General features: G+C 65.3%; 12 protein-coding genes and 1 tRNA gene. 4 read left to right on the plus strand and 9 right to left on the minus strand.

The window, feature by feature from the left end:
• Positions 1 to 4: 4 nt before the first annotated feature.
• A complete protein-coding gene (locus tag NUW87_RS05190; RefSeq protein WP_269027554.1) occupies positions 5 to 1414 on the plus strand; it encodes an AMP-binding protein in 1410 nt (469 codons plus the stop codon).
• Positions 1415 to 1422: 8 nt separating this feature from the next.
• Here NUW87_RS05190 and NUW87_RS05195 read toward each other — a convergent pair whose 3' ends face one another.
• From NUW87_RS05195 to NUW87_RS05210, 4 genes are read right to left on the minus strand one after another with little or no spacing between them, the layout of a single operon-like run.
• A complete protein-coding gene (locus tag NUW87_RS05195; RefSeq protein WP_269027555.1) occupies positions 1423 to 1848 on the minus strand; it encodes a DUF4233 domain-containing protein in 426 nt (141 codons plus the stop codon).
• Positions 1845 to 3338, minus strand: a complete 1494-nt coding sequence (gene folC / locus NUW87_RS05200; protein ID WP_336296912.1) for a bifunctional tetrahydrofolate synthase/dihydrofolate synthase — start codon at positions 3336 to 3338, stop codon at positions 1845 to 1847. The genes NUW87_RS05195 and folC overlap by 4 nt, the downstream gene beginning before the upstream one ends.
• Entirely contained in the window at positions 3339 to 6050 is a 2712-nt protein-coding gene (locus NUW87_RS05205) for a valine--tRNA ligase (RefSeq protein ID WP_269027556.1), read from the minus strand.
• Positions 6051 to 6072: 22 nt separating this feature from the next.
• Positions 6073 to 7026 (minus strand): malate dehydrogenase, encoded by a 954-nt coding sequence (locus tag NUW87_RS05210; protein WP_269027557.1) that lies wholly within the window; start codon positions 7024 to 7026, stop codon positions 6073 to 6075.
• A gap of 143 nt (positions 7027 to 7169) precedes the next feature.
• Here NUW87_RS05210 and NUW87_RS05215 point away from each other — a divergent pair, with 143 nt between their 5' ends.
• Positions 7170 to 7895, plus strand: a complete 726-nt coding sequence (locus tag NUW87_RS05215) for a TetR/AcrR family transcriptional regulator (RefSeq protein ID WP_269027558.1) — start codon at positions 7170 to 7172, stop codon at positions 7893 to 7895.
• Positions 7896 to 7913: 18 nt separating this feature from the next.
• On the opposite strand, the gene clpX is transcribed toward NUW87_RS05215, so the two are convergent.
• A complete protein-coding gene (gene clpX / locus NUW87_RS05220) occupies positions 7914 to 9194 on the minus strand; it encodes an ATP-dependent Clp protease ATP-binding subunit ClpX (protein ID WP_070473722.1) in 1281 nt (426 codons plus the stop codon).
• Between the two features lie 186 nt (positions 9195 to 9380).
• On the opposite strand from clpX, the gene NUW87_RS05225 reads away from it, so the two are divergent.
• Positions 9381 to 10022 carry a hypothetical protein gene (locus tag NUW87_RS05225; RefSeq protein ID WP_269027560.1) on the plus strand — a complete coding sequence of 214 codons (642 nt, stop codon included), beginning with the start codon at positions 9381 to 9383 and terminating at the stop codon, positions 10020 to 10022.
• A gap of 63 nt (positions 10023 to 10085) precedes the next feature.
• On the opposite strand, the gene NUW87_RS05230 is transcribed toward NUW87_RS05225, so the two are convergent.
• The 4 genes from NUW87_RS05230 to NUW87_RS05245 form a co-directional block, all read right to left on the minus strand.
• The gene (locus NUW87_RS05230) at positions 10086 to 10706 is read right to left on the minus strand and encodes an ATP-dependent Clp protease proteolytic subunit (RefSeq protein ID WP_034998194.1); all 621 of its coding nucleotides are present in this window, start codon (positions 10704 to 10706) and stop codon (positions 10086 to 10088) included.
• 30 nt (positions 10707 to 10736) lie between these two features.
• Positions 10737 to 11333: an ATP-dependent Clp protease proteolytic subunit gene (locus tag NUW87_RS05235; protein ID WP_070473726.1), complete on the minus strand. Its 597-nt coding sequence runs from the start codon at positions 11331 to 11333 to the stop codon at positions 10737 to 10739.
• Positions 11334 to 11757: 424 nt separating this feature from the next.
• Positions 11758 to 13128: a trigger factor gene (tig, locus tag NUW87_RS05240; protein WP_269027562.1), complete on the minus strand. Its 1371-nt coding sequence runs from the start codon at positions 13126 to 13128 to the stop codon at positions 11758 to 11760.
• Positions 13129 to 13207: 79 nt separating this feature from the next.
• Positions 13208 to 13284 (minus strand) — tRNA-Pro (locus NUW87_RS05245).
• Between the two features lie 299 nt (positions 13285 to 13583).
• On the opposite strand from NUW87_RS05245, the gene NUW87_RS05250 reads away from it, so the two are divergent.
• Positions 13584 to 13907 (plus strand): helix-turn-helix domain-containing protein (locus tag NUW87_RS05250; RefSeq protein ID WP_269027563.1); only part of this gene is annotated, 324 nt, incomplete at its 3' end.

A 13907-nucleotide genomic window follows, 5' to 3' on the forward strand; every position in this document is an offset into this window, starting at 1 on the left:
GCCCATGGTGCACAGCTCTTTCCTGCCAGATGTCGCGCTGCCGAACACCGCGCTCGACCGCCTGGTTCCGCGCGGGGAGCTGCCCGCCATCACGGAGTACGACACAGGCCGCACCGTCACCTACGACGAGCTGTGGGCGGTAGCGGACGCGGCCGCCACCCGCCTGCGCAACCGCGGCGTGGGCCCGGGCAGTGTGGTTGAGCTGCGGCTGCCCAACTCCATCGACTTCGTGGCCGCGCTGCTCGCCGTCTCGCGCACGGGTGCGACGGCGTGCCTGATCGGGCATTCGCTTATCGACGCCGAAGCGTCGCGCCTTTCCGCCCTCGCCGGCGTCACCGACCGAATCGAGCCGGGCGATCTCGCCCCCGGCCCCGCCGACGCTTTTGCTCCGGCGGACCCGGGCTCGGTGGCGGTCATCCCGTTTTCCTCCGGCACCACCGGGCTGCCCAAAGGCGTGGAGTTGACCCACCGCTCGATTACCGCCAACGCGGTGCAGTTCAACGCGGCGCTATCCGCCAGCGGCATCGGCGAGGGCACCCGCGTGGCCGCTCCCCTGCCGTTTTCCCACATCTACGGATTGAACACGCTGCTGCTGTCCTCGCTTGCCGCGGGCCGGCACGTGTTCACCGCCGCGCGCTTCGACCTCGCCGAGTTCGCGCGCGCCCACCGCGTGCACTCCATCGAGCTCAGCTTCATCGCCCCGCCGATCGCGCTGGCGCTGGCGAACTCCCCCGCTATCGGCCCGGCTGATTTCGCCGCCTGCGCCCACATGGTTTGCGGCGCCGCGCCCTTAGACGAGGCGCTGGCTCGCCGGGTCGAGGACCGCCTCGGCATTGTCATGCTGCAGGGCTACGGCACCACCGAATCCTCGCCTGTGACGCACGTCGGCATCGCCGGAAAATCCAATCCGGGCACCATCGGGTACGCCATCCCCAACACTGAGTTCCGCGTGGTGGACTCGGATACCGGCGCGGAGCTGCCCGACGGCGCCAACGGCGAGCTGCAGGTCCGCGGCCCCCAGATCATGCGCGGCTACCTGGGCAACCCGGAGGCCACCCGCAACGCCATCGTGGACGGCTGGCTGCGCACCGGCGACATCGCGCGGGTGAACCCGGACGAGACCGTCACGGTCGTGGACCGCGCCAAGGACGTGTTCAAGTACCACGGGTTCCAGATCGCCCCGGCCGAACTCGAGGCACTGCTGCTGACGCACCCGCAGATCAGCGACGTGGCTGTTGCCGAGCGCGGCGGGGTACCGAAGGCTTTCGTCGTCAAGCATGGGCCCCTAGACGAGGCCCAAGTGATGGACTGGGTGGCGGCGCGCGTGACCGCCTACAAAAAGGTGCGCGCCGTGGCGTTCGTGGACGCGATCCCTCGCAACGCCGCCGGCAAGATCCTGCGCAAGGACCTCTAAGTGCCCCTCTAAGTGCCCAAGTGCTGGGTGGTGAGGTAGCCGCCGCGCATACGCTGGACGATCTCCGAACGCATGCGGATGACGAAGTACCACACGATGCCGAAGATGATGCCCACCGCCGTGACCGACCAGTGGATGAAGAAGCCGAAGATCAGCGGGATCTGCAGCGCAATGTCGATCCAGAGCGCAGCCGGCTTCTTCTGGAAAAACGCCATGACCACGTGCGCCAGGCCGATCACGGTGATGTAGACCCAGTTGAAAGTGGTCCAGTGCTCGCCGCCGTCGACTTTGAGGATGACGGTGAGGATAAGCAGAACCGTGATGGCCTCCATGATCAGCGTGCCGGAGAGCACGCCGGTCAGCCCCGACATCGGGTCTTTGACCGGCTGCTTGCCGGGGCCGAGCGGGCCCATCTGCTGGTTGCTGCGTGTCATTGCGGGTCCTTTCCAAACATCGCGCGGGCCTCGCCGGCGGTGACCACCGAGCCGGTGATGAGCACGCCGGAGCCGGACTGCACGCCCACCTCGGCGAGCGCCTCCTCCGCCAGCTCCACGGCGAGCTCGTAGGCGGACGGCAAGTGCTCCTCGACGTGCACGCGCTCGTCGCCGAACACCTCGCGGGCGGTTTCCGCCAGCTCGTAGGCGTCCGTGGCGCGCGGAGAGGTGTTCTGCGTGATCACGACCTCGGTGAGCACCGGCTCGAGCGCCTCCATGATGCCCCGGTCGTCTTTGTCGCCCAAAATGCCGAGCACGCCGATCAGGCGCGTGAAGTCGAAGTCGCGCTCGAGTGCTGCCGCGAGCGCCTGCGCGCCGTGCGGGTTGTGGGTGGCGTCGATGAACGTCGTGGGGGTGGCGCGCACGCGCTCCAACCGGCCCGGCGAGGTGGTGGCGGCGAACCCCTCGCGCACGGTATCGGCATCGAGCGTGCGCTCGGCGGACGCGCCGAGGAACGCCTCCACCGCCGCCAGCGCCACCGATGCGTTGTGCGCCTGGTGCGGGCCGGACAACGGGATGAACACGTCCGCATACTCGCCCGACAGCCCCTTGAGCGTGAGCGTCTGCCCGCCCACGGCCACCTCGCTGGCTGCCACGCCGAACTCCTGGCTGAACCGCGCCACCGGCGCGCCGACCTCCACGGTGCGCTCCAAGATCACGCGCATCGCGTCCGGGTCCTGCTGGCCGATCACGGCCACGGCGTCCGCGCTGCGGATAATCCCGGCCTTTTCGCCCGCGATCTCGGTGAGGGTCTCGCCCAGGTAGTCGGTGTGGTCCAGGCCGACGGGCGTGATCACGTCCACGTCGGCGTCGACCACGTTGGTGGCGTCCCAGCGCCCGCCCATACCGACTTCGACCACGGCGACGTCCACAGGCGCATCCGCGAACGCCGCGAACGCGAGGCCGACCATCACCTCGAAGTAGCTCATGGGCACGCCGGTGCGCTCGTCCACCATCTGGATGTACGGCTCGATCTCGCGGTAGATGCGCACGAAATCCGCCGGGTGGATCGGCTCGCCGTCGATGCCGATGCGCTCGGTGACGGACTGCAGGTGCGGACTCGTCGTGCGGCCCACCCGGTTGCCAAAGGAGCGCAGCAGCGACTCCACCATCCGCACCGTGGACGTCTTGCCGTTGGTGCCGGCGACGTGGATGACTTTGAAGGACTTCTGCGGCTCACCGAGGAAATCCATGAGCAGTTCGATGCGCTCCAGCGACGGGTCGATGTCCGTCTCTGGCCAGCGGGCGGTGAGTTCGGCTTCCACCTGCGCGAGCGCGGCTAGGTCTTCTTCGCTCACGCCGCGCGGGGCGAGCGTTTCGGTCTCGTTGCTCTCCCCCGGCGCACCGAGGTTGAGCGTCAGGCCGGCGTCGGTCTGCTGGATGTCGTACTGCTCCGGAAGCTCGGGCAGTTCAAACTCTTCGTTAGCCACTTAGGCCTCCGGCAGCTGTTCCAGGCGTGCGGTGACGCGCTCGAACTCTTCCTGCGCGACCTGCTGGCGGACCTTGATCTTTTCCACCACGGCCTCTGGCGCGTTGGCCAGGAACTGCTCATTGGCCAGCTTCGCGCCGGTGGTGTCCAGCTCCTTTTGCGCCGCGGCAAGCTCCTTTTCCAGGCGCTTGCGCTCGGCGGCGACGTCGACGGTGCCGGAGGTGTCCAGCGCGACGTCGAGGTTCGCCTTGCTCAGGCGCATTTCAATGCTTGCCGACGCGCTAAAGTCCTCCCCCGGCTTTTCCACCCTGGCAATCTGGCGGACCACGTCCTCCAGCTCCGCCAGGTCCGCGGACGCGAAGTCGACGCGGGCCGGCACCTTCTGTGACGGCTTCACCCCTTGGTCGGAGCGGAAGCGGCGCAGCTCGGTGATGAGCTTGATGGCGTCCTCGACGCGGGTGCGCGCCTGAGTGTCAGTCTCGGCGCCGCCGTTGGTGTCGTCCGCGGTCGGCCACGGCGCGGTGGTGACGGTTTCCTCGCCGGTGAGCGCCTTCCACAGCACCTCGGTGACAAACGGCATGGTCGGGTGCAGCAGGCGCAGCATGACGTCGAGCACGCGGCCGAGGACGATCTTGGTGTTTTCGCCCTGCTCGGTCTCGCCCTCCCTGGGGATCTGCGTCTTGGCGATCTCCAGGTACCAGTCGCACAGCTCGTCCCACGCGAAGTGGTAGAGCGCCTCGTTGGCCTTGGCAAACTGGTAGTCGTCCAGGTAGGCGTCCACCTTGGCGCGCACTTCCTCGGCGCGGTCCAGGATCCAGCGGTCCGCGTCCGTGAGCGCCTCGCGGGCCGGCAACTTATCCACGTGCGCGCCGTTCATCAGCGCGAACTTGGTGGCGTTGAACAGCTTGGTGGCGAAGTTGCGGGCCGCGGTTGCGTGGTCCTCGCCGATGGGCAGGTCCACGCCCGGGTTCGCGCCGCGGGCCAGGGCGAAGCGCAGCGCGTCCGCGCCGTAGCGCTCCACCCAGTCCATCGGGTCGATGCCGTTGCCCAGGGACTTGGACATCTTGCGGCCCTTTTCGTCGCGCACCAGGCCGTGCAGGTAGAGGTGCTCGAACGGAACTTGGGGCCTCCGCTCCGCTCCGGCCCCAAGGATCTCAGGAGTTTCCTGGCCGGCGAAGGTGCCGAACATCATCATGCGCGCCACCCAGAAGAACAGGATGTCGTAGGCGGTGACCAGCACGGTCGTGGGGAAGAACTTCTCCAGCTCCGGGGTCTTCTCCGGCCAGCCCATCGTGGAAAACGGCCACAGGGCAGACGAGAACCAGGTGTCCAGCACGTCCGGGTCCTGCTCGTAGCCTGCCGGCGGCTGCTCGTCGGGGCCGACGCAGACCACGTCGCGCTCGCCGTTTTCGTCCTCCTGGCCGTACCAGATCGGGATGCGGTGGCCCCACCACAGCTGGCGCGAGATCGTCCAGTCGTGCATGTTGTCCACCCAGTCGAAGTAACGCTTCTCCATGGACTCCGGGTGGATGACAGTGTCGCCGGAGCGCACGGCGTCGCCGGACATCTTCGCCAGCTCGTCGACCTTGACAAACCACTGCAGCGACAGCCGCGGCTCGATCGGCTCGCCGGAGCGCTCCGAGTGACCCACGGAGTGCACGTACGGGCGCACCTCCTTGACAATGCGGCCCTGCTCCGCCAACGCCTCGCGCACGGCTACGCGGGCCTCTTCGCGGGTCATGCCGTCGAAGCGGGTGCCGGTGTCGGCGATGCGGCCCTTCTCGTCCATGACAATCGGCATGTCCAAGTTGTGGCGCAGGCCCATCTCGTAGTCGTTCGGGTCGTGCGCCGGGGTGATCTTCACCGCACCCGTGCCCAGCTCCATGTCCACGTAATCGTCCGCGATGACCTCAAGCTTCAAATCCTCGCGCAGCGGGTGCTCGAAGACCTCGCCGATGAGGTGCGCGTAGCGCTCGTCTTCCGGGTGCACGGCGATAGCGACGTCGCCAAGCATCGTCTCCACACGAGTGGTGGCGACGATCAGGTGCGGCTCGTCGTCGTTGAGCGAGCCGTAGCGGATGGAGACGAACTCGCCCTCGACATCCTTGTACACCACCTCGATGTCGGAAACGGCAGTCTCCAGCACCGGCGACCAGTTGACCAGGCGGTAGTCGCGGTAGACCAGGCCGCGGTCGTAGAGCTGCTTGAAGATGGTCTGCACGGCGCGCGACAGGCCGTCGTCAAGCGTGAAGCGCTCGCGCGACCAGTCCACCGAGTCGCCGATGGCACGCATCTGCGTGGTGATGGTGCCGCCGTACTGTTCCTTCCACTCCCAGACGCGCTCGATGAACTCCTCGCGCCCGTAGTCGTAGCGGTCCTTGCCCTCTTCCGCCTTGAGCTTGGCCTCCACCTTGGTCTGGGTGGCAATGCCGGCGTGGTCCATGCCCGGCAGCCACAGCACCTCGAAGCCCTGCATGCGCTTGCGGCGCACCAAAGAATCCATCAGCGTGTGGTCGAGCGCGTGGCCCATGTGCAGCTGGCCGGTCACGTTCGGCGGCGGCAGCACGATCGAGTACGCGGGCTTGTCCGACTGCGGATCCGCCGTGAAATACCCGGCGTCGACCCAGCCCTCGTACAGGTCGCGTTCGTGGGCGCTGGGCTCCCACGACTTGGGCAGTTGGTTCGCGCGGTTCAGATCGTTCGTCTCAGTCACGCGCCCTATCTTAACCAGCGCCCTAAAACAGCTTGTCGGCGATGGCGGCTTCCTTCCGCAGGGCCTCGATGTTGGTGTTGAGACGGGTCCTTTGGTCGTCGTTAAGCTCGAGCCCCTCGACGACCCGCCAGCTGCCGTCGCTTACGGCCGGGAAGCCGAACATGAGGCCCTCGTCCACGCCGTACTCGCCTGTCGACGGCAACGCGACCGTCGCCCACCGCCCATCGGTGCCCTGCACCCAGTCGCGCATGTGGTCCACCGACGCCGAGGCCGCGGATGCCGCGGAGGACTTGCCGCGCACCTCGATGATCTCCGCGCCGCGCTTGGCCACGCGCGGGATGAACTCCTCGGTGTACCAGTCGCGCTCCACCTCCACCGGGGCGCCGTCGGCGGTGGCGTAGGTCACGTCCGGGAACTGCGTGTCCGAGTGGTTGCCCCACACCACGAGGCGCTCAATGCTTCTCGACGGCACCTGCAGCCGGTCCGCCAACATCGACTGCGCCCGGTTGTGGTCCAGGCGCATCAACGCGTTGAAGCGGTCTTTCGGCACGTCCGGCGCCGCCTTCGAGGCGATATAGGCGTTGGTGTTGGCCGGGTTGCCCACCACGAGGACGCGGATGCCGTCGGCGGCGCCGTTGTTGATGGCCTCGCCCTGGCGCTTGAAGATCTGACCGTTGGCGACGAGCATGTCCGAGCGGGACTCGCCCTTGCCGCGCGGCTTCGCGCCGACTAAGAAGGCGGCCTCTGCCCCGTCGAAGGCCTTGGCGGCATCGTCGGTGACCTCGATGTTGCCCACCAGCGGCAGCGCGGAATCCGCAAGCTCCATCGCGGTGCCCTCCGCGGCGCGCACCGCGGCCGGGATCTCCAGCAGGGTCAGATCCACCGGCTCGTCGCCGAAGACGTCGCCGGCGGCGATGCGCCACAACAGGGAGTAGGCGATGTTGCCGGCGGCACCGGTGACCACGATCTTTGCCATATGTCTTTCTCCTCTTCTCGTACGTCGTGTGCGTTGACTCACAGATAATCTACCCCCGGCCGGGGCGGAATTTCACGGCTATACGCCCGAGAGTGGGCATCTGGTGCACGATTGAGGGGTATTTCAAACGAAAGGGGATGGACGTGACCGACGGTGCCGACGTGACCTCCCCTGACGCCGTGGTCCGCGCCGCCCTGGCCGCATTCGCCCGCAAAGGCTACACCGGCGCGAAAGTGGAAACGCTGGCCAAGAAAACCGGCATGACCAAGCGGATGATCCACTACCACTTCGGCGACAAGCGCGGCCTCTACGCCGCGGCGCTGCGCCTCGCACTGGAACAGCTCGCGCCGCCGGAAAACATCCTCAACCGCTCGCACGCCGTCCCGGTAGAAGGGATGCGCCGCTTCGTCGACGCGCTCTACCACGCCTTTTTGCACAACCCCGACGCCGTGAAACTGATCCTGCGGGAAAACCTGGACCCGGCTGTAGCGGCCGAAGACGCCTCGGCACTCGCCGGCGTGCGCGACGTCACCCTCCACGCCGAGCGGCTCCTGCTCGCCGGCCAGGACGCCGGCGCGTTCCGCCCCGGCATCACCGCGGTGGACCTGCTCACCCTAATCTCGTCGCTGTGCCTCTACCGCGTCGGCAACGCCGCCACCGCCAAACACGTCTTCGGCGTCGACGTCGAAAGCCGCCGCAACGTCGACGGCATGCGCCGCATGGTCATCGACACCGTACTGGCGTTTTTGACCTCAAACATCTCGTACTCCGGCTACGAGTCCTACCTCGAAGCCACCCCGACACCTACCGAGGACGCGGAGCCGGACGAACTGTTCGACATCTACGGCGACGAAGGCCGGATCGTCTAACGGGCCGAAGGTGCGCTCCTAAGCTGACTGCTTCTCCTCGGCCTCGATGTACTTCGGCTCCCCCTCGCCGAGGGCCGCAGCCTCATCGACCACAACCTCCGCGACGTTCTCGCGGTCCGGCAGCTCGTACATGATGGGAACGAGCAGCTCCTCCATAATCGCGCGCAGGCCGCGCGCGCCCGTCTTGCGCTCCGCCGCCTTATCGGCGATCACACCGAGCGCCCCGTCAGTGACGGTCAGCTCCGCGCCGTCCATGGCAAACAGGCGTTGGTACTGCTTTACCAGCGAGTTCTTCGGCTCCGTGAGCACACGCTTCATCGAATCGCGGTCCAAGTCGTTCACGTGCGCGAGGATCGGCAGACGGCCGATGAACTCCGGGATCAGACCGAACTTCACCAGATCGCCCGGCTGCACCTGGGCGAGCAGGTCCGCCTCGTCGCGCTGCTCCTTCGAGTCGATCTCCGCGCCGAAGCCGATGCCCTTCTTACCCACACGCTCCGCGACCACCTTGTCCAGCCCCGCAAAGGCGCCCGCGACGATGAACAGGATGTTCGTGGTGTCCACCTGGATGAACTCCTGGTTCGGGTGCTTGCGCCCGCCCTGCGGCGGCACCGATGCGGTGGTGCCCTCCAGGATCTTCAGCAACGCCTGCTGCACACCCTCACCGGAGACGTCGCGGGTAATGGACGGGTTCTCGGACTTGCGCGAGATCTTATCCACCTCGTCAACGTAGATGATGCCCTGCTGCGCGCGGTTGACGTCGAAATCCGCAGCCTGCAAAAGCTTCAGCAGGATATTCTCCACGTCCTCGCCCACGTAGCCCGCCTCGGTGAGGCTGGTGGCGTCCGCGATGGCGAACGGCACATTCAGCATTCGCGCAAGCGTTTGCGCCAGGTAGGTCTTGCCCGAGCCAGTGGGGCCGAGCAGGAGGATGTTGGACTTGGCGATCTCCACGTCCTCGTCCCGCTTGCGGCTGGACACATTGGAACCTTCCGCCTTGATCCGCTTGTAGTGGTTGTACACCGCCACCGCGAGCGTCCGCTTCGCGGTGTCTTGGCCAATGACGTACTCGTCCAAAAACGCCGTGATCTCGCTCGGGCGCGGCAGACGGTCCGGGTCGTCCGCGCCCTTATTGTTCTGCGCGCCGGCGAGCTCCTCCTCGATGATCTCGTTGCACAGCTCGATGCACTCGTCGCAGATGTAGACGCCGCCGCCGGCGATGAGCTTGCGCACCTGCTGCTGGCTCTTCCCGCAAAAAGAGCACTTGAGCAGGTTCGCGCTGTCGTGCGTAGTTGCCATATGCGCCTATCTACTCCCGTCTTCGGTCAATCCCAACCGAGTGTAATCGTTGCGTCAAACCATAGCTTTCACGCCACAAAGGGGCCATGACGCGGTTTCCCGTATTCTCATCCGCTAGCCTGTACACGTTAAACAATCGTGCCCACCGGTGCGCTACCTAACGCGTACCCCGAAAGGAACCGATCCGTGAATCGCAGCCGCACTTTCTCTGCCTTTGCCGCAGCCGCCCTCGCCGCGTCGCTGCTGGCCGGTTGCTCGGACTCAAACGCGGACGTAGAACCCCTGGCGGAACCCGTGCTGGACTTCCCACAGACCAGCATCACCCCCACCCCAACGCCGACGACCACCAAGTCCGACGACGATGAGGACGATGAGGAGACGACCACCTCTTCCTCCTCCACCACCAAGAAGTCCTCGACAAGCTCGTCCACCAAGTCGTCCACGCGCACGTCCACAAAATCCAGCTCGAAGCGCTCCGAGTCCCGCAGCTCGAACAACTCCAATAACGAGGCGCGCGAGCCAGCACCGGTGCGCGAAACCATCATCGACGACCGCCCGGGCGCCACCTGCGCCTGGCCCACCCAGGGTGAGGCCAACGGAAGCCAGGAATACAGCACGTTCTGCGACCGCGAATGGGCCCGCACCGTCACCTCCGACGGCCAGGACTACTACTGGGCAGCCAAAGGCCAGGGGTGGGTCTCCGTCGACCCGACCACCACCGACGACGGCGATATCTGCTGGGCACGCGAGGACTTCGAAGCCGCGCCGGAGGCCATCCGCAACGCCGTGGCATTCTGCGACCCGGCATCCGGGGATAAAGCGGAGTAGCCGAAGGTTTCGTCGCAAAGCAAAACGCGCCCGGAGCGAACCGGGCGCGTTTTTCATGTGCTTTTAGCCGTTGAGCTTGCGGTAATCAAAGACCTGGTCGATGATGCCGTAATCCACAGCCTCAGAAGCGGTCAGGATCTTATCGCGGTCGGTATCAATGCGGACCTGCTCGGAGGTGCGGCCGGTGTGGTGCGCGAGCGTGTCCTCCATGAGGCGGCGCATGCGCTCAATCTCCGCGGCCTGAATCTCCAGATCAGACACCTGGCCCTGGGTGCCCTGGGTAGCCGGCTGGTGGATCAGCACACGCGAATTCGGCAGCGCGGCGCGCTTACCCGGCGCACCGGCAGCGAGGATCACCGCGGCGGCCGACGCGGCCTGGCCGAGGCAGACAGTCTGCACGTCCGGGCGGACGTACTGCATCGTGTCGTAGATAGCCATCAGCGCGGTGAAGGAACCGCCCGGGGAGTTGATGTACATCGTGATGTCGCGATCCGGATCCTGGGACTCCAGCACCAGAAGCTGCGCCATAATGTCGTTCGCCGACGTGTCGTCCACCTGAGTACCCAGGAAGACGATGCGCTCCTCGAACAACTTGCCGTACGGGTCGATCTGCTTCGTGCCAAAGCTCGTTTCCTCCAGGAACTGCGGCAGCACGTAGCGGGAGTTGGGCATCTGGAAAGTCATAATAGGTGTCTCCTTAATTCCTCGTGTGCCTTAGTTCTCGCCGATGGAGTGCTCGCCGGCCTGGGCTGCGTTCTCGATGACGTGGTCCACGATGCCGTACTCCTTCGCCTGCTGGGCGTTGAACCAGCGGTCGCGGTCCGAATCCTTCGTAATCTGCTCGAAGGTCTGACCCGTGTGCTCCGCGATGAGCTGCGCCATCTCGCGCTTCGTCTCCGCGAACTGCTCCGCCTGAATAGCGATGTCGGCCGCGGTGCCGCCGACACCTGCGGACGGCTGGTGCATCATAATGCGCGCGTGCGGCAGGGCGTAACGCTTGCCCTTCGTGCCGCCCGAGAGCAGGAACTGGCCCATCGACGCCGCCAGGCCCATGCCGTAGGTGGCGATGTCGCACGGGGAGTACTTCATCGTGTCGTAAATCGCCATACCAGCGGTGACAGAGCCGCCTGGCGAGTTGATGTACAGGTTGATATCGCGCGTCGGATCCTCCGCCGACAGCAGCAGAATCTGGGCGCACAGCTTATTGGCGATCTCATCGTCCACCTGCTGGCCCAGGAAAATAATGCGCTCCCGGAGGAGACGCTCATAAACGGAGTCTCCCAGGTTCATGCCTTGGGTCGGGGAAGTCATGTAAGACGCTCCTTTGCTAGTTCATCCGGTAACGCCACTACCCTACTCGGGTGATTCTGTAACTCCGAGCCTGTTCGCTACCGGCGTACGGGCCGGGTTTTGGGGTGGGGGTTGGAGTGGAAGTTGCCGATTCCTGACAGATTCCGGCAGCCATTTGTGCCGAACTGGGCGTTTGAGGCCCGCCTGACAAATTCCGCCGCGAAGTGTCGGGGTGGGGTTCCGCGGGGAGATTTGTTCACTGCGCCGTGAATCAACCGGGTTCCGGGCTTTTGCCACCTGGGGAAAGTGAACAAACCATCCGACTAAAACGGAATTCATTCACCGGCACGGTCCGTGGGAGTGAACAAATCTGGCGAAGGGCCTCAGAAAACGAAAAAGCGGCCGGGGCAGACGCGCCCCGGCCGCTCGCTAGCGGGAGAAGTTTCTACTTCTCGTCAGCCTCGGTGGTCTCAGCCTCGCCGGCCTCGTCCTCGTCGATCTCGCCGAAGTACTCGTTCGGGTCGACCTTGTTGCCGGCCTCGTCCTCGACCTGGGTGCGGGAGATGGCGATGGCCAGGGCCTTGCCACGGCGCACGTCGGAGAACAGGTTGGCAATCTGGCCGGACTGCTGCAGCTGGGCCACGAACTGGTTCGGGTCCATGCCGTAGGACTGTGCGGTGAACAGGATGTGGTCGGTCAGCTCCTGCTGGGAGACCTCCGGCTGCTCCTGCTCGGCCACGGCGTCGAGGAACAGCTGGGTGCGCACGGACTCTTCGGCCTGCTCGCGGGACTGCTTGTCAAACTCCTCGCGGGTCGTGCCCTGCGCCTCGAGCAGCTGGGCGAACGCGTTCTCGTCGTGTGCCATCTGGCCCAGCAGCTGGTGCAGCTGGTTGTGCACCTGCTCGTCCACCACGGACTCCGGCAGGGCAAACTCGGACTCCGCCAGGGCAGCCTTGAGCACCTCGTCGCGGATGTCCGCGGCCTGCTTCGCCTTGGCGTTCTCCTCGACCTGCTCACGGGTGGAGTTGCGCAGCTCCTCGACGGTGTCGAACTCGGACGCCATCTGAGCGAAGTCGTCGTCAAGTTCCGGAAGCTTGCGCTCCTTGGTCTGCTGGACGTGGACCTTCACGGTCGCCTTCTCGCCCTTGTGCTCGCCGTACTTGATCTCGGACTCGAACTCGTTGTCCTCGTCGGTCTTCATGCCGCGCAGCGCGGTGTCCAGGCCCTTCATCAGGTCGTCGGCGCCGACGCGGTAGGTCAGGCCCTCGGCGGAAGCATCGTCGAGCTTCTCGCCGTCGACGGTCGCTTCGAGGTCGATGATCGCGTAGTCGTCGGTCTTCAGCTTGCGCTTGGTGTCCTTGAGCTCACCAAAGCGCTCACGGAGGGTGTCCAGCTCGGCGTCGACCGCTTCGTCGTCAAGCTTGAGCTCCGGGACCTTCACGGAAATCTTGGAGAAGTCCGGCACCTCGATCTCAGGGCGGACATCGACCTCAGCGGTGAATTCGACAACGTCGTTGTCCTCGATCTTGGTGACCTCGATCTCCGGCTGGCCCAGCGGGTTAATCTCGTTTTCCGCAAGTGCCTGCTCGTAGCGGGTCGGCAGCATGTCGTTGACAACCTGCTCCAGGATCGGGCCGCGGCCGAAGCGAGCGTCGATGAGCTGGCGCGGAGCCTTGCCACGACGGAAGCCCGGGATGTTGACCTGCTGGGCGATGGCCTTGTAAGCCTGGTCAATTTCCTTGCCCAGCTCGTCGAACGGCACGCTGACGTTGAGCTTCACGCGGGTGTCGCTGAGCTTGTCGACGGAAGTCTTCACGGATTTCTCCTGTACTAGATCGAAACAACGTTTGTCAGATGTCTATATGTGGCGGGCCCGTGAATCCACGGGCCCGCCTTGGTCGGGGCGACAGGATTTGAACCTGCGACCCCCTGCTCCCAAAGCAGGTGCGCTACCAAGCTGCGCCACGCCCCGTTGCGGCAAAACCGCACGGTATGAACCACATCCGTAGAACGTGTGCGGTTCAGGACAGTCATTGTAGCGGTGCTTGAATAACTGTCCGCATTGAGGGCACAAAAACACCGGCCCCGCAACCGGAACCGGTGTCTTGTGTGGAGGGAATGACGGTGTCAGAGGTCACGACATATTTGACGGGGTGTGCCTGCGGAAGGCGTTGTGATCCTTGACAGGTCAGTCGCGTCATTGTTGACACTTAGGGTTACCTCAGTCGTGTCGGTGATGTTTGACTGGTGAGTCGGGACATGTTTGACACTATGAACAGCCCCAACCGCAACCTCGCTATCGTCAGAGCCGTCAGAGATCAAGGCGGCACACCCACCAGCGTCGCCAAACGCTTCGGCATCTCACGGCAACGCGTCCACCAGATCCTCAACGCCTACGACGCAGGCGGCGCCGAGGCAATCGCACCGAAATCACGCGCCCCTCACACCCACCCGCACGCCGTCCCGGAAGCACTACGCAACGAAATCATCAGCATCCGCAAACAACTCACCCGGCACAGACTCGACGCCGGGCCCGAAACCATCGCCTACCACCTCGAACAGGCCGGCAAACGCGCCCCCTCAACCTCAACGATC

This window comes from Corynebacterium pilbarense (assembly GCF_026930265.1).
GTDB classification, from domain to species: Bacteria; Actinomycetota; Actinomycetes; order Mycobacteriales; family Mycobacteriaceae; genus Corynebacterium; species Corynebacterium pilbarense.